This window comes from Spirosoma flavus (assembly GCF_054778555.1).
In genome coordinates this window covers 185,577-204,724 of sequence record NZ_BAAGZL010000007.1, presented here as the reverse complement: position 1 = coordinate 204,724, position 19,148 = coordinate 185,577, and the positions used below count along the sequence as shown (strand labels likewise).

18 protein-coding genes are annotated in these 19,148 nt (G+C 45.4%); 9 read left to right on the top strand and 9 right to left on the bottom strand.

Annotated features, from left to right (window positions below):
• Nucleotides 1-66: 66 nt before the first annotated feature.
• Entirely contained in the window at nt 67-396 is a 330-nt protein-coding gene (locus ACYVF1_RS27885; protein ID WP_461085177.1) for a tetratricopeptide repeat protein, read from the bottom strand.
• 141 nt (nt 397-537) lie between these two features.
• On the opposite strand from ACYVF1_RS27885, the gene ACYVF1_RS27880 reads away from it, so the two are divergent.
• The 3 genes from ACYVF1_RS27880 (at nt 538) to ACYVF1_RS27870 (ending at nt 3,025) form a co-directional block, all read left to right on the top strand.
• Nucleotides 538-1,275 carry an electron transfer flavoprotein subunit beta/FixA family protein gene (locus ACYVF1_RS27880; RefSeq protein WP_461085175.1) on the top strand — a complete coding sequence of 246 codons (738 nt, stop codon included), beginning with the start codon at nt 538-540 and terminating at the stop codon, nt 1,273-1,275.
• Between the two features lie 80 nt (nt 1,276-1,355).
• Nucleotides 1,356-2,318: an electron transfer flavoprotein subunit alpha/FixB family protein gene (locus ACYVF1_RS27875; RefSeq protein WP_461085173.1), complete on the top strand. Its 963-nt coding sequence runs from the start codon at nt 1,356-1,358 to the stop codon at nt 2,316-2,318.
• Between the two features lie 110 nt (nt 2,319-2,428).
• Nucleotides 2,429-3,025 (top strand): bifunctional nuclease family protein, encoded by a 597-nt coding sequence (locus tag ACYVF1_RS27870; protein WP_461085171.1) that lies wholly within the window; start codon nt 2,429-2,431, stop codon nt 3,023-3,025.
• A gap of 71 nt (nt 3,026-3,096) precedes the next feature.
• On the opposite strand, the gene ACYVF1_RS27865 is transcribed toward ACYVF1_RS27870, so the two are convergent.
• The 3 genes from ACYVF1_RS27865 to ACYVF1_RS27855 form a co-directional block, all read right to left on the bottom strand.
• Nucleotides 3,097-3,645, bottom strand: coding sequence for an RNA polymerase sigma factor (locus ACYVF1_RS27865; RefSeq protein ID WP_461085169.1), 549 nt, complete (start codon nt 3,643-3,645; stop codon nt 3,097-3,099).
• 366 nt (nt 3,646-4,011) lie between these two features.
• The gene (locus ACYVF1_RS27860; protein ID WP_461085429.1) at nt 4,012-6,012 is read right to left on the bottom strand and encodes a hypothetical protein; all 2,001 of its coding nucleotides are present in this window, start codon (nt 6,010-6,012) and stop codon (nt 4,012-4,014) included.
• Nucleotides 6,013-6,744: 732 nt separating this feature from the next.
• Nucleotides 6,745-7,194, bottom strand: coding sequence for a PaaI family thioesterase (locus ACYVF1_RS27855; protein ID WP_461085167.1), 450 nt, complete (start codon nt 7,192-7,194; stop codon nt 6,745-6,747).
• A 127-nt stretch (nt 7,195-7,321) separates the two neighbouring features.
• Between ACYVF1_RS27855 and ACYVF1_RS27850 the strand changes: the two genes are divergently transcribed.
• The 3 genes from ACYVF1_RS27850 (at nt 7,322) to ACYVF1_RS27840 (ending at nt 9,582) form a co-directional block, all read left to right on the top strand.
• Entirely contained in the window at nt 7,322-8,086 is a 765-nt protein-coding gene (locus ACYVF1_RS27850; RefSeq protein ID WP_461085165.1) for a phosphosulfolactate synthase, read from the top strand.
• 94 nt (nt 8,087-8,180) lie between these two features.
• Entirely contained in the window at nt 8,181-8,819 is a 639-nt protein-coding gene (locus ACYVF1_RS27845; RefSeq protein ID WP_461085163.1) for a DedA family protein, read from the top strand.
• Nucleotides 8,820-8,838: 19 nt separating this feature from the next.
• Entirely contained in the window at nt 8,839-9,582 is a 744-nt protein-coding gene (locus ACYVF1_RS27840; RefSeq protein WP_461085161.1) for a shikimate dehydrogenase family protein, read from the top strand.
• 8 nt (nt 9,583-9,590) lie between these two features.
• Here the strand turns inward: ACYVF1_RS27840 and ACYVF1_RS27835 are convergent, their stop codons facing one another.
• From ACYVF1_RS27835 to ACYVF1_RS27815, 5 genes are all read right to left on the bottom strand, one after another.
• Nucleotides 9,591-10,364 carry a glycoside hydrolase family 25 protein gene (locus tag ACYVF1_RS27835; protein ID WP_461085159.1) on the bottom strand — a complete coding sequence of 258 codons (774 nt, stop codon included), beginning with the start codon at nt 10,362-10,364 and terminating at the stop codon, nt 9,591-9,593.
• A 131-nt stretch (nt 10,365-10,495) separates the two neighbouring features.
• Nucleotides 10,496-10,741, bottom strand: coding sequence for a hypothetical protein (locus tag ACYVF1_RS27830; protein ID WP_461085157.1), 246 nt, complete (start codon nt 10,739-10,741; stop codon nt 10,496-10,498).
• Between the two features lie 131 nt (nt 10,742-10,872).
• Entirely contained in the window at nt 10,873-11,508 is a 636-nt protein-coding gene (locus ACYVF1_RS27825) for a peroxiredoxin (protein ID WP_461085155.1), read from the bottom strand.
• Nucleotides 11,509-11,654: 146 nt separating this feature from the next.
• A complete protein-coding gene (locus ACYVF1_RS27820) occupies nt 11,655-12,311 on the bottom strand; it encodes a response regulator transcription factor (protein ID WP_461085427.1) in 657 nt (218 codons plus the stop codon).
• A gap of 4 nt (nt 12,312-12,315) precedes the next feature.
• Nucleotides 12,316-13,893 (bottom strand): sensor histidine kinase, encoded by a 1,578-nt coding sequence (locus tag ACYVF1_RS27815; protein ID WP_461085153.1) that lies wholly within the window; start codon nt 13,891-13,893, stop codon nt 12,316-12,318.
• Between the two features lie 92 nt (nt 13,894-13,985).
• Here ACYVF1_RS27815 and ACYVF1_RS27810 point away from each other — a divergent pair, with 92 nt between their 5' ends.
• The 3 genes from ACYVF1_RS27810 (at nt 13,986) to ACYVF1_RS27800 (ending at nt 19,052) form a co-directional block, all read left to right on the top strand.
• Nucleotides 13,986-14,483 (top strand): DUF3299 domain-containing protein, encoded by a 498-nt coding sequence (locus ACYVF1_RS27810; RefSeq protein WP_461085151.1) that lies wholly within the window; start codon nt 13,986-13,988, stop codon nt 14,481-14,483.
• 494 nt (nt 14,484-14,977) lie between these two features.
• Nucleotides 14,978-16,732: a DUF4331 domain-containing protein gene (locus ACYVF1_RS27805; protein ID WP_461085149.1), complete on the top strand. Its 1,755-nt coding sequence runs from the start codon at nt 14,978-14,980 to the stop codon at nt 16,730-16,732.
• A 49-nt stretch (nt 16,733-16,781) separates the two neighbouring features.
• Nucleotides 16,782-19,052 (top strand): DUF4331 family protein, encoded by a 2,271-nt coding sequence (locus ACYVF1_RS27800; RefSeq protein ID WP_461085425.1) that lies wholly within the window; start codon nt 16,782-16,784, stop codon nt 19,050-19,052.
• Nucleotides 19,053-19,148 lie beyond the last annotated feature (96 nt).

Below are 19,148 nucleotides of genomic sequence, written 5' to 3'. Positions count from 1 at the left end.
TCGCTAAACACAGCAAGTGCAGTTGCTCGATTATTGTTATTTAATGCTAAGCTATGCAATAGTAGCTTACCAGTCATCATCTTCATCTTCAAAGGCTTGCTGCGCTCGTTTCAATTCCTGAAGCGTTTTCAGATTGTTTTGTGCCTGCGCCAACGCAATGCCTTTATCATAAAGCGCAGCTGCCTTATCACGTTCGTCAAGATCGGCGTATAGAGCAGCTGCGTGGTAATACGTTGGCAGATAATCAGGATGTTCAGTCAGTAATTTTTCGAAATAAACCAGCGCCTGCTCAGGTCGCCCATTCATAAATTCCATTGCCAGAGCATAAACATTGAACGGCTCACCGGGTTCTTCTTCTACGTAGCGCATCAGTTGCTCAATCCTTCCTGTATTCATAATTCACAATAAAAATAGTATGCAAGCATACTATTTTTCACGATAGATTTGTATTTTTGATCCGAAAAATAGTCATCCGCCAATAATTTATCGTAATCACAGGCTGACTATTACCCAACACTCACAAAACCTCAAATAAGTATGAAAATTTTAGTGTGTGTGACGAGCGTGCCCGACACGACCACCAAAATTGCCTTTACCGATAATAATACAAAGTTAAATAAGGCAGGTGTTACGTTCATTACTGGCCCATACGACGACTACGCCTTGGCGCGGGCTGTGGAGTTGAAAGAAAAAACTGGCGCGTCAGTAACTGTACTGAACGTAGGAGAAGCAGATTCGGAACCAGTGTTACGTAAATGTCTGGCCATCGGTGCCGACGATGCGATACGTGTCAACGCTGAGCCAACGGATGCTTATTTTGTTGCTGAACAGATTGCAGCCATTGCCAAACAAAATCAATATGACCTGATTCTGATGGGCCGGGAATCCATCGACTTCAATGGAGGCCAAGTCCATGGAATTGTAGGTGAAATGCTTGGTATGCCGTCTATCTCACCTGTTATGTTACTTGATATTGACGGTGATACAGCCAAAATCACCCGCGAAATTGAAGGGGGAAAAGAAAGTCTGGAAGCAAAACTTCCGCTCGTTCTGGGTTGTCAGGAACCGATTGCCGAGTGGAAAATCCCCAACATGCGCGGCATCATGACTGCCCGTACCAAGCCCTTGAACGTAGTAGAGCCAACAGGAACCGATAAACTCACAACTGTTACTAGCTACGAACTACCCGCCCCTCGCGGAGCCGTGAAAATGATTCCGGCCGACGAAGCAGAGAAACTTATCCAACTGCTGCGCTCAGAAGCCAAAGTGATTTAGAGTTATAAGCTTGTAAGTTAGTGGGCACCTAAGCCCAGTTTACAACTTTATAACCATCAAACATTAAAATCCTCAAACTCATGTCTGTCCTCATATTTGCTGAATTAGACGAAGGGAAGATTAAGAAATCTGCTCAGGAAGCCATTTTTTACGGTGCAAAAGTAGCCCAAATGATGGGAACTTCTGCCACGGCTATTATCATTGGCTCGGCTGAAAGTACTGAACTTGTTTCTGCAGGAAATTTCGGTGCTACCAAAGTGCTTCACGCAGCCGACGCTAAATTGAACGAACCTAATGGCATGGTATATGCAACCGTAGTGGCGGCTGCGGCTCAACAGGAAAGTAGTAAAGTTATTGTCTTGGCCAAATCTTCTTTGGGCGATGCCATGACCGCTCGGCTGGCTGGAAAGCTAAAGGCAGGCTTAGCCGCTAATGTGATTGAGCTGCCTGATTTATCAAATGGTTTTCGCGCTAAAAGTAGTATTTACACTGGTAAAGCGTTTGCCTACAATGAATTGAAAGCCGATATTAAAATTCTGGCTATTAAGAAAAACACCATCACTCCAGAGGCTATTGATACAACGGCTACAGTAGAGCCTTTTGCGCCGACGCTGAACGATGCAGATTTTGCCATTTCGGTGAAAAGCACAGAGAAATCGTCGGGTGACATTCTGCTTCCCGAAGCCGACTTGGTAGTATCAGCGGGTCGCGGTTTGAAAGGACCTGAAAATTGGGGCATCGTTGAGGACTTAGCGAAAGCGCTCCACGCAGCAACGGCCTGCTCGAAGCCTGTGTCAGACCTCGATTGGCGTCCTCACTCCGAACACGTGGGGCAAACAGGGTTAAAAATTAGTCCTAATTTATACATTGCCTGTGGTATTTCGGGAGCTATTCAACATCTGGCAGGCGTAAACTCATCAAAGGTTATTGTTGTTATCAACAAGGACGCTGATGCGCCATTTTTCAAATCAGCTGATTATGGTATCGTTGGTGATGTGTCTGACGTACTACCTCGTCTGACTAAAGCGGTGAATGGATTGTAATTGTCAGTCGTCCACGTAGCAGTCGTCAAACAGGTATGATAGCTAATTATATAGCATTTCCTGAGCAAATTGGCTAACGACTGACGACTAAAATTTGCTAAATTTACGCCGTGGATAAAATTAAGCTGGAAATATTAGGCCTCTCTCCCAGCCAGTCGCAATCCGGTTCATTTGCGCTGGTTTTAGGTGAAGAATATGGTAACCGACGGTTACCCATTATAATCGGTATGTTCGAAGCTCAGGCTATTGCGATTGAGATTGAAAAAATTGTTCCGAACAGGCCCATGACGCATGATCTGTTCAAGCAATTTGCCGAGCATTTTAAGTTTACAGTGCGCGAAATAATGATTTCTGATTTGCGCGAAGGCATTTTCTTTGCAAAAATTGTGTGCTTCGATGGCGTACGCGAAAGTGTTATTGACGCCCGACCTTCTGACGCCATTGCAATAGGAATCCGGTTTGACGTACCGATTTATACGAACGAATCTATATTATCGGAAGCTGGTATTACTGCTAACGGCAATGATGAGGAAGAAGAACAGGAAGAGTTGGTACGTTCATCAAATCGCCCGACAGCTCGATCATTTAGTGAGCAGCTTAAGAATGCTTCCTCAGAAGAATTGCAACGAATGCTTGAAGAAGCGCTGGGCAACGAGGAATACGAGCGAGCGGCTAAAATCCGTGACGAGATGAGTAAACGTAATTAGCCATCATAATCTTAAATATTTAAGAGAGCTATCTAAACGGATAGCTCTCTTTTTTTAGACAAATCAGGCTATTAGAGACACTGCGCATATAAGGTTCGTGCTACGTCACGAACGCGCTTCAGGCGCATTTTCATTGCGCTGATACTAACCTGGTTTTCATTAGCCATATCGGCTATATCCCTTCCTACAACGTAACGTTCCCGCAGCAAATGGCGATTATATGCAGAGAGCTGATTGAATACTTGTTCAGCAGCTTGCCAGCGTTCATCAAGAGATATAGATTCATCATCCAGTACATCGGCAGAGGGCTCTCTAACATAATCGCTTAGCCGATACGTTGTTCTAGCTTGTTGCTGACGCAAATTAAAGCAGTGATTACGGGTAATCGTATATAACCAAGTCGAAAAGCTAGACTGGTAACGAAAAGCAGGCAGGCGGGAGAACACTTTGCAGAACACTTCCTGCACCTGGTCGTGGGCCTCTTCAGAATTTTCTAAAAATCGGAGGCAAGATTGATAAACCTTATGGTTATAACGTTGATAAAGCTCGTTGAAACTAGCGGTCTCTTTATCTTCTACAAACTGGTAAACTAACTCTTCATCAGTGAATGTATTTTTCATAAAAGAATAACCCAGGTCATAGTTTAAGGCTATGCCAGACAGTTATAGTTTAATAATGAATAATACAGACCACCACGTGAGGCATGTAAAAAAAGTAGCAACATAGTTCAGCAATTCTGACCTATGTACTCCTCTTTTATCGGGGGACTGCCTTAACTAATGTTCGTTAGACGGAAGGGATACCAAAAAGTAATTAAACTTTAATAATTTTTTCCACCTTTTGAGAATAAGTCCACACATCGACAATTATAAGCCAAAGATAACTTCCTATATCTGTTTTAATTGTTTTTCAAATAGCACCTCAAATAGAAACAAAAAAGCCGCGAGCATTAATGCTCGCGGCTTTTTTGTTTAGCAATCAGCTATTTATTCCACACCGAAGATGGCATCCCGGCGTCCGCTGTTACCAGCCCGACGACGTGTTGCTTTTTTCTTCGCAGGTGCTGGAGGAGCTAGTAACTTAGCTTTTTGCTCATCCGTTAGCGGCTTCAGGTCAGTGATTGAGTAGCTATCATCGCTAATCGTTGTGTTGAAGCTACCCACGGTTTGCTCAGGCTGGCCGTTGCAAGGCAGTTTCGTGACCGTGAACACAGCGCGGAAGTATTGTACTTGCGGACGTACCCGACGGCCTTTGAAGCGAATAGCGTTACCACTTTCAATCTTCGTTTTCTCAGCCTGCAGCTGTTGAGCAAGTCCACCTGGTAGTTCACGTAGGTTCAGGATAACCGTATTTGTATCGAACTCTACAGAAGCGTTAGCCAGCAGGCGGTTCAGACCGCGATAACGTAGCCGAGTTACTGTATCACCTACCGACGTAATAGTACCGTTACAGTAGCAGACATTAGCTACTTCGCGGGTGTATGGCGTACGGTAATAAACTTCTAAGCGCTCGAGTTTGTGACGGTATTCGCAGTCAGCAACAACAGTTTGACGTGGGCGAATGCTGGAGAAACTGGTCGTAACCACTTCACTCATACATGTACCGCACTTAGCTGTCTGCTTGTTGTGAACCGTTACGTAGTAGAAACCTGGGTTAAGCTGACCATTCGAGAAATAAGCTGTTGGGAATGTCAACGTAGTATCGGTTGTGTTTTCCAACTGTGCAATTACCTGATCGGTTGCACCTGCTACTACAGAATCTGGACGGTAGTATAGACGGGCAGTAAAGGTTTCGTTTCTCGGATTTGGAGTTGTACTACGCCAGCTAATGACGGGAGCCGCAGCTGCTGTGTTAACAGGGGCAGACTGTTGTGCATTTGTACTATCCACAAAGGCCAGCGATGCACCTTTCAGCGAAGCACCATTGAAGCGAACGTTCAACTCGGGAATCTGTTCGCAAGTTGGGCAGGAGATTGGAGCTTTGGGGATAAGTTTCTTTTGAACGAATCCTTTGCGAACGGCTAAACCTGCACTAAAACCACCATGTTTCCGTGTGAATTCATAAATGACTGACGGGTTTTCAAAACCGTTAACAATCAGGTAGTTCAGTTTGGTGATAAACCCTTGTCCCTGAATACCAATGTTCCAGTTATTTTTCAGAGGGAAAAATACGCCTAACGAACCGATTGCACCCAGGTGATAAAGATTCGAGCTTGGGTTTACCGTACGAATCAAAGCCCCACCCGTAACCAGCGGGCCGCTCGGAATAATATTACCCTGTGAGGGAACAAAGGCAGCAATCGTAGCCGCTTCCGTACGGAATAGGCCTCCACGAGCCGATGCTTCAATGAACGTAGTAGCCTCAGGGTTTCGGCGGCTACGGGCTAGCGTAAACGTCAACACCGGACCAACCGTCAGGAACATATCTTCGGAAGCCCGTTGGTTAATTGTTACCTGGTTTTGACTGATGCCTCGTGCTGAAGCTAGACCGTACAGATAATCACGGTAAATACTACGTGTAATGTAGTTTTGGTAGCCTAGTGCTGCACCAACCGCAAAACGCAGACGTCGGGTAGCAGGCGTCAGAAAATAATCAACATTACCGGTTATGTTAAAACCAGCACCGTTGTAAAGAGTGTTATCGCGTTTGTTTGGACCAAACGTGTTTTCCCACGTACCGCAATAAGCAAAATTGGGACCTGCAAACAACCCAATGCGCCAGGGCGATAACCGACGTACCAGAATAAACGTCTGGAAAGTAGTGTCACAATCATCAAGTTCGGCTACGTCGCTTGCCACGGCTTTGAAATCACTTCGACGTAGCGTATCGGTATAAATACCTTTGCCTAATCGATAGATGTTTTCGCGCTCGTACATCCCGCTGGTAGTAGTAGTTGACGTAGCGGGTTGAACCCGGACCGTATCAGCCTGTTGAGCAAGGCTTACAGAAGGTATTGCAAAACTTAGCAACACGAGTCCAGCCAGCATCCTCATGGGGTGTTGTTGGATAAATGTTCGCATATTTATTGAGTTAATTTGACGCAATGTTTCTAACTAAATTTCTTTTCTTCCAAGTACCAGCTTATAAACTTAGGCAACGGTCACTCCACTATTTTGATAGAGTTTCACGCAATAATCGGCTGTACTGTCGTGTAAATGAGGTGTCCTAATCCTTCATTTACTATATGACTAACTTCCCCGATAAATGTTTGCAGGTTACTAGTAAAATTTTTTTAACTGTTACCTGCGAACAATGAATAAACCTAAATCTACACCCAGATTCTAACTGGCTAGAGGGATAGGGCATTCGTTAAATCACCCATCTTTCCTGATTTTTTTACAATGTTAAGACTGAATTGCAAAAGTCAACTCATCTCATCAATAATTTTTCAATATCTGTTTCGAAACAGCTTCATTTTCAGCATTGCCAGTTCATAAGGCTATTTCATTGTAAACGCTCTAGTCTAAAACACTTATTTTAATCCCTTCTAAGTATGAAAATCAGCTTTCTTTTTCATCGCCAATAATAATAATAAACAAGTGATAAAAAAATATTTTAGTCTTTTGACTAAATTTAATGGGAACATTCATACTATTTTCTCAAATCTTCTGCTTTTTTTACCATTTTACAATAAGGGTTTGGATCTCTGACAACGTAATCATATACGTCATTTCCCTCATTAGCCAGGCCGTTAACGTCCACATGCTAATCAAAGCGGATTAAAGATCCAATTTGGTCGATGTTTGGATAAGATTTGTCGAACATTTGGCAATAGTTTTACCATCAGCAGCAACGATATGTCCTTCACAGTGGATAATATTTTTACCCTCTCGGACCAATTCAGCTGTTGCTGTTACTATAGTTCCGATATAGGCAGCATGTAAAAAATCCACAACTAAATTAACCGATGTGAATGCATATGGACGGCCAAGCGAAAAGACCATTGTTCCTATCAAATCATCCAGAATTGCCGCAGAAGCCCCTCCGTGTAAAATTTTAGCTGGATTGGTTAATTCCTCCCGGACCATAAACTCAACCTCCATCCGCCCATAATCCACCGCGCGTATGGTACCATTAAGCCAGCGACCAAACGGCGAAATACTATTGTGCATACTCTCCCCGATCCGTGAGCGGAAGAATTCAAGACGAGGATTTGTGGATGTATTCATATTCTCAAAATAGCATTAAACTAAGCCAATGACCCGCAAGTTGCTATTATTTATGGACTTTCTTGGGAGATTTTCAAGACTTGTACTACTTTTGGGCGATTTTTAGTACGCTACTTTTTCGCTCCCTATGAATTATACACTTACGCAGATACCCGACCGAACCCCAAAGCCGCGCCAGAGCGGCCTGACAATGGTAATGGATAAAGGGTTGAGCCTGCGCGAAGTAGAAGATTTCTTATCTACATCTTCCCAATATACAGACATCGTCAAATTAGGATGGGCCACATCGTTTGTTACGCCAAATCTGAAAGAGAAATTAGCTATCTACCGTGAAGCAGGTATTCCGGTTTATTTCGGCGGTACGTTATTCGAAGCCTTCGTAGTACGTAAGCAATTTGACGAATATCGTAAGTTGCTCGACCGGTATGAAATGAATTATGCTGAAGTATCGGACGGCTCTATTGATATGGCTCCTGATGAGAAATGCGAATACATTCGCACATTAGCCACCCAAGTGACTGTTCTATCGGAAGTGGGCTCGAAAGATGAAGCTAAAATTATTCCGCCTTATAAATGGATTCAGTTAATGAAGGCCGAGTTGGAAGCTGGTGCCTGGAAAGTGATCGGAGAAGCCCGTGAAGGGGGTACAGTCGGTCTATTCCGGTCCAGTGGTGAGGTTCGGCAGGGGCTTGTTGAAGAAATTCTGACGCAGGTTCCCAATGAAAGCATTCTCTGGGAAGCTCCACAGAAAGAGCAGCAAGTATGGTTTGTTAAACTCCTTGGTGCTAACGTTAATTTGGGCAACATTGCTCCTCACGAAGTTATTCCACTGGAAACCATCCGTTTAGGATTACGGGGCGATACATTTTTGCATTTCTTAAATAATATCTGAACCTGGATTTTTACAGGAAAGAATAACAGGATTGTCTCAGAGCAGTAAACCCTGTTATTCTTTCCTGTAAAAATCCAGGTTCAGAATTCTTTTTATGGATCTTATCAAATCATTACTTGATTTCCTGCTTCACCTCGATCGCTACCTCGACGCGTGGGCAAATGATTACGGTGTGTTGCTATACGCTATTCTCTTTCTCATCGTCTTCACCGAAACGGGGCTGATTGTCATGCCATTACTTCCCGGCGATTCGCTATTGTTTGCTGCCGGGGCACTTGCTGCACGTCCGACGAATGAACTGAGTGTTTGGGTCATAATTCCTTTATTGATAGGAGCCGCTTTACTTGGCGACAATGTCAACTACTTTGTCGGAAAGTTTTTGGGCAGCCGAATAAAAATGAGGGAAAGGATTCTCTTTTTTAAACGAGAATACATTGCTGAAACCGAAAAATTTTACGCACAATATGGCGGTAGAACCGTAATTATTGCTCGATTTATTCCAATTGTACGTACTATTGCTCCTTTTGTAGCTGGCGCCGGAAGTATGACATATGGCACGTATATCAAGTTCTGCGTAATCGGAGCAGTTCTCTGGGTTGTGAGCATTTCTCTGCTAGGCTATTTTTTTGGAAACTTCCCTATTGTTCAAAAGAATTTTGAACTGGTCGTTTTTGGTATCGTTGGTTTATCCGTAGTGCCGATTATCGTTGGCTACTTTCGAAAGAAGGCTTAACCATTTGATTTTCTGTCTCATGAACCGTTACGGACTAATTGGCTATCCGCTTACCCATTCGTTTTCGCAGCGATATTTTACGGAGAAATTTACTCGGGAAGGCATTTCCGATAGTCGATACGATTTATTCGAACTACCTGATATTGCCGCACTTCCTGATTTGCTAGACTTACCTAATCTGCGAGGATTAAACGTAACGATTCCGCATAAGCAAAACGTAGTACCTTACCTGGACCGGTTGGACGCATCTGCTGAAAAAATTGGAGCCGTCAACGTCATAAAGTTAGAAGCCGACGGCTCTAAAACTGGCTACAATTCAGACTATTACGGCTTTCGGCAATCATTAACCGATTGGCTGGACTCGCTTGGAAGGCACCTATCGGGTTTGCAGGCACTGGTTCTTGGTACGGGAGGAGCCTCAAAGGCTGTGACGGTGGCCCTTGCCGATTTAGGTATTACGTACCGGTTTGTATCCCGAACAAAGAGGGCAAATCAATTCACGTACGATGAGTTGGCCGACGTAGTGAATTCATACCAATTAATTATTAACGGGTCGCCTATAGGTACGTATCCAAAAATAGACGACGCCCCTGCCCTTCCGTACGAAAAACTCTCCGAACGGCATCTGCTATACGACCTCGTTTACAATCCTTCCGAAACAAGATTTATGCAGCTTGGCCGGGCACAAGGAGCCGCCGTTTATAACGGACTTCGGATGTTAGAGCTACAGGCCGAAAAAGCCTGGGAAATCTGGCAAACATAAATTTTCACTTATAGACAAATTTCCGGCATTCGTTTTTCATCCATCACGAATACGTTAAAATCAACTTGTCCGCGAATGCCCTGTACCCAGCCACGCTGGTTGTGCTGCCAAAAATAAAGCTGGTCGGTGTTGTAGCTGCCTAGATGTTTGGTAGAATAATCAGCAATCCAGAGCGGGTACTCATCTAAGTTTCCCTTAATGTAGCGACGATAAAGACTCCCATTTGTATAAATGATTGGGCGAGCCTGATAATGATCTTCTACCGTTTCGAGCCAGAGACGTAGACCATTTACAATGGTTTCGTCAGTCTGTCCATTAATTACTTCAAAGTCAACCACAGGAGCAAAATCTCCTTTGCTAAGTGTTACGTTCCGAATGAAATTCTGAGCCTGCTTTAGTGGGTCGCGGGTAGGATGATAGAAATGATAAGCTCCACAACGTAACGGTGTTCTTTTGGCTTCTTTCCAGTTTTTGCGAAACTGTTTGTCGGTCAACGTAGCACCTTCGGTGGCTTTGATAAACACAAACTGAAGACGAATTCCGTCGGCCTCCATTTGTCGGACGCGCGTCCAGTCTATTCGGGCATTATGACGTGATACGTCGATACCGTGAATTACGTAGCGCATGGGTAACCGAATGCCAAAAGCCTCTACGAATTGCCAGTTCAGCTCGTCGGGGCGACGCGACCGAACAACCCAAAAACCGATAAGGAAAAGCAGTACTGCCGCTATCAATAAACCATATCGTCGGAGAATGATTTTGACTAAAACGCGGAATTTCATGCAGAAATAAAATTATCAGATCAAAAATAACGTATTACACCCAATCGTAATACGTAACGGCAATACCACTAATCATAAAAAAACCCTCCATACTATTTGGAGGGCTACCAATAAATAATGATCTGATAAAGTTAATCGTGTCCTTCCAGCTTAACTAGTTTATTATAAAGCCCAAGTAACAAAAAAGGAGCTGCCCACTGCCCTACAAATAAACTTCGATTGCGGTGGCCCGTAGCCTGCAAGGCTAACGAAACAGCCATAGAGCCTAATGAAGCCCATAAAAATATATCGGAAGGCAGTTTAGCAGTTTGCTCTTCTATTGCTGTTGCAACTGGTCCTTCTTTGTGTTCAGGATTATCATTCTTGTTCTTTGCCATAATGTTGAGTTGTTTAGTTCTCCTGAAACAGGTAACGACTGGTTAAATCAAAAGGTTTTAAGCAGTGAGGGTACGGGATGCACTACGTTAACGTAATGCATCCCGTACCCTCACTAATTCAGCCAGGCCTTTTATTTATTAGGCTGGGGCGTCGTACGCAAATATGGTTTTACGAACGTAACACCTTTAGGATACTTCGATTCAAGCTGATCGTTGGTAACGGCAGGGGTTACAATAACGTCTTCGCCATCCTGCCAATCGGCGGGGGTAGCTACCTGATAACTAGCCGTCAGTTGCAGCGAATCTATAACACGTAGCAGCTCGTTGAAATTACGACCCGTTGAAGCCGGATACGTTAACGTCAACTTTATTTTCTTGTCGGGCCCTATCACAAATACCGAACGTACCGTTGCTTTTTCGCTGGCGTTGGGGTGAATCATGTCATAGAGCTCAGCTACTTTGCGATCGGGGTCAGCAATGAGCGGGAAGTTTACTTCGGTGCCCGTTACGTCTTTGATATCGGGCGTCCAGCGATTGTGCGACTCCAGATCATCGACCGATACGGCAATCACCTTCACATTACGTTTAGCAAACTCATCTTTCAACAAGGCCGTTCTGCCCAGTTCGGTAGTACAAACGGGCGTAAAATCGGCAGGGTGCGAGAAAAGCATACCCCACGAGTCGCCAAGCCATTCGTGAAATTGGATGTGTCCCTGAGTTGTATCGGCCTCAAAGTCAGGCGCAATATCTCCTAATCGAAGTGACATAATGAACGTGGTTTTAGTTAATAAACTCTATCTGGTAAATATAGAATTCCTTAAATGGAAAACCGGCCTAAAGCCGGTTTGTTTTCCAAACTTAAAAAACACTTTCCGAGTTCACAATTTTTCTGATTTTACGTAGTAACGGTCTCTCAGATAAGTTTGTCCTCAACGGCCATACGAACCAGTTCGGCGGCATTACGTACCTGCAGCCGGCGCATCATATTAGCCCGGTGATTATCGACCGTCCGGACGCTAAGCTGCAGTTTCTCAGCGATCTCCCGACTGCTCATTCCATCCACCAGGAACTGTAGAATTTCTTTTTCCTTATTCGATAATTTCGACTGGCGTTCACTACGGCCGTGACGGTCGCCTTTTTTGAGTTGCTGCATATAGCCACTCAGAATAATTGACGCAACAGGTGAGCTATAATATTTTTCGCCAGCAGCAATGGTGCGGATGGCTTTAATCATTTCGTCCGACGACGAATCTTTCAGAATATAACCGTATGCGCCCGCTTCTACTGACCGAAGAATGTAGTCTTCGTTATTGTGCATAGATAGCATCAACACCCGTACATTTTTGTATAATCGGCTCACAATCTGCGTAGTCTGAATACCAGACATACCGGGCAGCGAAATATCCATCAGAATCAGATCGGGCATTTGATCGCCCTTTTGCTGATGATTCTTCAGTTTATCTAATGCTTCTTCGCCATCATTCGCTTCATCCACAATATCGAGCCCATCGGCTTGTTCCAGCAAAAGTCGAATGCCATCGCGAACAATGGAGTGGTCGTCCACCAGCATTAATTTAATAGGTGTCATGAGGTTGCAGATGCGTTTGATAAGGGATAACGACCTGAATTTTGGTACCTTTTCCCAATGTAGAATTAATTTTAAATTTACCGTTTAGCAGCTTTATGCGCTCCTGTATATTATGTAAACCCTGCGAAGGCGGACGTAGTTCGCCGGTTGGCACATTATCGTTACTTGAATCCAGGGGTGATTTAATTAACTCATTACCCTGCTTGTTCCGAGCGATTCGAAATCCACGTCCATCGTCATTTACCGATAATAGCAATGTTTTGCCACGTTCCATAAGTTCAATCTGGATATTCGATGGATTTGCGTGCTTCACCGCATTGCTGACAGCTTCCTGCGCAACTCGATAAAGCATAATCTCTACGTTTTTATCCAGGCGTGGCATATCAGGTGTCAGATTCGTCTCGAACGTAACACTGATACGTTCGCTACGATCATGCTCAGCCAGCATTTTAATAGCCGGTACAATGCCGAAATCGCTTAATACAGTCGGCATCAGGTTGTTCGAAATGGTACGTGTTTCCTGAATGGTCTGCGTGACCAGGCTCTTGAGCGTTTTCAGATTTTTGGCGTGCGGTATCACTCCATTCTCATCGGCAGCCGTAGTACGGGCAATACTGGCTTCAAGTCCCTCCAACTGAAGTTTAATGGCCGTAAGCATTTGCCCTAACCCGTCGTGCAGTTCCCGCGACATGCGTTTCCGTTCTTCTTCCTGACCGGCAATCAGGTACGATGTACGCAGCTTTTGTTCATCGATCTGCTGTTCGTACTGCTGTTTGGTAGCTTCAAAAAGTTTTTGTCGTGTTTCTTTAAGAGTTCGGTTGGCGCTCACCAGTTTTTTATTGGCCGATGCCGTCTGACTTTCTGCTTCTACCAATTGAGCAAAAGTTTGCTTGAGTTTCTGAGCCGCCGGTCGAAATACCAACCAACCAAAGCCAACCAACACGATAACTGTGAACAGATAAAGGTACAAGGCAATACTCTGTAACTGAGTCAGTTTTGCACGCATTTCTCCGGTGTATTCCCGAACAATTCCGTCAATTTTTTCGAGAAACGGCTTTTCGTTGGCCAACATCAACCGAAGGCTGGCCTGAACATCCGGTTGACGAACTTCATCAAAGCTACGTAAACGTACCAATCGGTCGACACTTTGACGAAATGCCTCAAAGTGTGGGCGAATATCCTGATAAAGTTTCTGTACTTTCTCGGAGTTTGTAATTTGTACATTATAAGCGGAAACCCGCCCTTCACGACTTTGTAGGTGATAGCGTTCAAAAACCGGAAACAAAGCTTTAAGCTCTGCCACGTTATCGACAAAACTAGCCTGCTCGCTAGCGTCGGTAACCTGAAGTGCCTGTTTTACAATCTGTTGGCTTTGATGCCGCTGTAAGGCTGTGTATCGTATAACCCACAACTCATCCTGCACAGCACGAATTCGCCATTGCGTGAGTGCCTGCCCAACTGTCAGCAAAATAGCCAGAATAACCAGCAGGGTCATATAGAGCTTGGTAAACCGAACGGGAATTACCGAGCCATCATTTGTGTTATGGGTATGTAAGTCTGACACAGGCCGCGGGTCGGAGCAACAAAATGAGTTAGTAAAAGTAATCTTTTTTGTAGTTTTACCTTTATTTCTTATCGTCAAAGTCTTCCAGCATCATGAATCGTATACTGATTGCTTTCTCGCTTGTGCTGCTCATTGCCACAACTGCGTTTCGTCCGTTAGTTCCATCTGTTCCGCCCGTAAAGCCAACCACGTCCGTTTCAGCTGCTGAGCCGGTGAAGCTATCCTGGGAAACGCTACGTGATGTTACCTTCAAGAAAAAATGGTATGCAGAAGAATCAGTCTATATGCTGTATCCGACGTTTGGACCGAGTATTCAAAAACTGAACGGGAAAACGGTAGAGCTGACTGGCTACGTATTACCCGTGGATCTTGAGTCGAATATATATGTATTGTCAGCCTTCCCTTACAGTGCCTGTTTTTTCTGCGGTGGAGCTGGTCCTGAATCGGTTGTGTCGTTAAAATTTAAGAAGTCTGACAAGAAGTTTAAAACCGATGAACGCCGTACGTTCCATGGTACCTTAAAACTGAACGCCGATAATATTTACGAACTGAACTATATTCTGGCTGACGCTGAGATGGTTGCTCAGTAATATTGATATAATTTCTTTCCTTTCAATACAAGAACAAAGTGCTCTCAGGTTGTCTGAGAGCACTTTTAGTTTACAACCAATTTATTTTTTTAATAAATCAGAACCTAAGTAAATCTAATTATAAAGAATAGGGGTATATACAGTCAATTCTACCAATAACAAAAACCCTGCCTAGTATATGAAGACAACCATACTTCCTTACGTATTTCTTCCGACATCTCTCTGAGAAAACGTCACTTTCAGTGAACAGTAACCTCTTCCCTAACTATCATTCAGCTAGTTATCTGATAACTGTAAAAGTCGAGGTTATACTATGTAGCAATTGTTCTCAGCTCCATAGTTAGGTTTTATCCCGGGTTCCTTGCCGAGTAAGATTCAATATTCCTTCAAAAAGGGTGTACGCTATCTTCATGCCTATTAGGTAATTATACCTAATCAACAATAATACCCGATTACTTCATTTTTACCATTTCACGTTTAATTCTCTAAAATCTATGAGCAGATTTTTCTTGCTTTTTGGGCGGTTTAGGACTCCGATTCTAAGCTATGCCCTCCTGCTGCTGGCTGTTGGTAGTTATGCCTCCAGCCACCGTGAGGCCCCGCTGATTTCGAGCGATCCGCTGGCTGACAACACTGACGTTTATGCGTTCAAAAGCCCCGACGACCCGAATACTATTACCATCATTGCGAACTACATTCCCTTTCAATCGCCGGAAGGTGGGCCGAATTACTACAGTTTTGGGGAACGTATTCGCTACGAAATTCACGTAAAGAACAAAGCGACGACCCAAACCGACGACATTACGTACCGGTTTACGTTTACCCGGAACAACGAAGATCCGACTACGTTCTTCAACATTCGACTCGGCAAGCAGAATATAAAAACGACGTATATCTGCGAGAAAAGTGTTAATGGCGGACCGTTCATGACCATTGTAAGCAATGGCGTAGTACCCGCCTACAACATTGGACCACGCTCTATCGAAAATAAAACGGTTGGTTTGGGCGCTACGTCCTACAATGATTTACTACAGCAGTCTATTGCCTCTACTACGTCGGGTGAAAAAGTATTTTGCGGCCCTGCAGATGATCCGTTCTTTGTCGATTTAGCAGGTGCGTTTGATGCTGGCAACTTCCGTCCTGATGGCAACACGGTTAATCCACCTAAAGACGGACTCGCCCGGTATAATGTCCACAGCATCGCACTGAAGATTCCGGTTAATCTGTTGCAGAAAGATGGAAAATCGGTTTCTCAGGCAGCCAATATTCTCGACCCTGATTTTGTGATCGGCGTGTGGGCATCGGCCAGTCGGCAGAAAATCAAAACGTTATATGGTGGTGGTGACGTAGGTTACGATGGGGGTTGGGTGCAGGTATCACGATTGGGTATGCCCCTAACTAATGAAGCCGTTATTCCCATCGGCATGAAAGACCGCTGGAACGCGCTGACTCCCTACAACGGTAACGATCTGCAATTTGCCAAATACTTCACCAATCCCGAGTTAGCACTGTACATGGATGATTCGCAATTTGGCGGGGCCGTTCCTTCGTTGAAAGGTGTGCGAATTCAGACAAAATCGCTGGGTTCGTTCGACTTCCGTAACGGCAAGCCGGGTCTTTTTGGCCTGAAAGGTGCCGCAGCACTTAATGGAACGGCGCTTGCAGAGAGTGCCTTTGGTGGCCTGTTGCTTCCTGATGCTACCAGCCCGCGCGCTGTCGATTTGCTGCCCATTTTCTACACAGGTGTGCCTAACTTGGCTCCTTATCAGTTGGCAACCGGTAAGAATGGCAACCCACTAGCGGTTGGTAAACCCTTCATCCACAACTTCCTGCCGACTCTGGGCGACATGCTACGTCTGAACATGGCCGTGCCCGCTACCCCACGTAACGATCCCAATTTCTCCTCGTTGGGACTGGTCTGGGCCGCTGTGCTAGGGTTAACCAATCCGACCTACACCAACGCCAACATGCAGTTCATTCCAAATATGGACGGGTTCCCAAATGGGCGTCGGTTGGAGGATGACGTAACGACTATTGAACTGCAAGCTGTTGGTGGCGTAGTGCTTGCTGCTGTTGGATTATGGTATGATGATTTCACACCGGGAGGAAATCCGGTCACACCAAATCTGGCTAAAGTACTTGGATTCAGCGCTGGCGTAACTAAAAATGATACGACGCTCAAAGCTTCGTTCCCCTACGTTCAGACGCCATGGAGAGGCTACGACTATACACTTAAGGCCCGCTATTAACTCATCATTCTTTGACAAGACAATGAAAAAAATACTTCATATAATGCTGATGGTGGTACTTATGTATTTACCCTGCAGCCAGGTAGCCTTAGCGTCTTCGCACCGCGAGGCACCATTGATCTCGACCGACCCGCTGGCCGACAATACCGATGTGTACGCGTTTAAAAGCCCGACCGATGCCGAAAAAATCGTCCTGATTGCCAATTACATCCCGTTTGAAGATGCTTCTGGCGGACCAAACTGGTATACGTTTGGTGAAAATATCCGTTACGAAATCCACGTAAAAAATAACGCGGCCACTCCCGGCGATGATATTACGTATCGCTTTACATTTAAGACGGTCAACGAAGACCCCACTACATTCTTCAACATCCGCCTGGGCAAGCAGAATCAGAAAACCACCTACACCTGCGAACGTAGCATCGACGGCGGACGTACCTTCACGACCATCATTTCGAACGGCGTAGTACCACCGGCCAACATTGGCCCGCGTTCCATCGAAGACAAAACGGTTGGTTTGGGTGCAGCGAATTATAACGCATTGGCAACCAAAGCCATTACTACTGCCTCCACAGGCGAGCGCGTCTTCTGCGGCCCCGTTGATGATCCCTTCTTTGTAGACTTAGGGGGTATATTCGACGTAGGCAATTTCCGGCCAAAAGGTCGCGATGCCGTTGCCCGGTACAACTGCCATACCATTGCTATTGAAGTGCCGGTCGCTACGTTGCAAAAATCCGGGAAGTCCGTCGCTCAGGCGGCCAACATCCTTGATCCCGATTACGTAATTGGCGTGTGGGCTTCATCGAGCCGGAAAATGATTCAGACGCTGTACGGTGATGGCGACGTAGGTTTCGATGGTAACTGGGTGCAGGTATCACGACTGGGTATGCCGCTAACGAACGAGGCCGTTATTCCCATCGGTATGAAAGATCGTTGGAATGCGGTAACGCCATACAACAATAACGATCTGGCATTTGCCTCCTATTTCTCTAACCCCGAACTGGCCCTCTACATGGATGATTCGCAGTTTGGCGGAGCCGTTCCGGGATTATCAGCACTACGTATCCAGTCGAAGTCGCTGGGGTCGTTTGACTTCCGTAATGGCAAGCCGGGTCTGTTTGGACTTAAAGGTAATGCGGCTCTGAATGGCACTGCTCTGGCCGAAAACGCCTTCGGAGGTATTCTGCTGCCAAACGCTACCAGCCCGCGCGCTGTGGATTTATTACCGATTTTCTACACGGGCGTACCGAATCTGGCTCCTTATCAGTTGGCAACCGGTAAGAATGGCAACCCATTGGCAGTTGGTAAACCCTTCATCCACAACTTCCTGCCGACGCTGGGCGACATGCTACGTCTGAACATGGCTGTACCTGCTACCCCACGTAACGATCCCAATTTCAGTTCGTTAGGCCTGGTGCAGGCAGCCGTGCTTGGTCTGACGAACCCAACTTATGCGAATACCAACATCCAGTTCATTCCGAATATGGATGGTTTCCCGAATGGTCGTCGGTTAGAAGATGACGTAACGACGATTGAGTTACAGGCTGTAGGTGGTGTAGTACTGGCCGCCGTTGGTCTTTGGTACGACGATTTTACCCCCGGCACGACAGCTAGCCCCGTTACGCCGAATCTGTTGAAAGTACTGACATTTAACGCGGGCGTTACCAAAAACGACACTACGTTGAAAGCGGCTTTCCCATTCGTTCAGGACCCCTGGCGTGGATTTATCGGCAATGGTTACGTAGCACAGGAAGCCAACGTAGCAAAACCACTGGCCGCTACGGTAGTCGCTTTTGATTGTCCAACGGGAAAAATCACCTTTGGTCGGGTCGGTGGCGACCCAAATCGGCAGGTTGAATACCTGGCAGCAGGAACGATAAACGGTACATGGAGCACCAACGTGAATCAACAGATTGAAGCTGACTTGCTACGTGACGTAAAAAGTAGCCGTTTCCTCTGGATTTGGGCGCGCTACGTTGGCGATCAGTCGTCGCTGGTGAACTTCATGTATGACTTCCGCACGCCTTGTGGTCAGGGAGGTCGTCAGGGTATTTCCGAAGCAAAAGAGCCGTTGGCGCTACGTGTCCTGGGCAATCCGACTACCAACAATGAAGTTACAGTACAGGTGACCGGAGCGGCTGGCCAGCAGGTGCAATTGCTGTTGACAAATAGCAACGGACAACGTATCAGTCAGCAGATTATCAACGAAGCGGCTCCCGCCGAACTACGTACCGTTTCGCTCGGCGACCAGACAGGAATTTACATCCTGCAAGCTGTGACAGGCACTGAACGTCAGTCTGTTAAGGTAATCCGACGCTAATTTTAACCTCAATACATGGATAATGTAAAATGTATAATGAATAACCTGATAATCAGCGCCAAACGCATTGTTCATTTTACATTATCCATTCCCTCA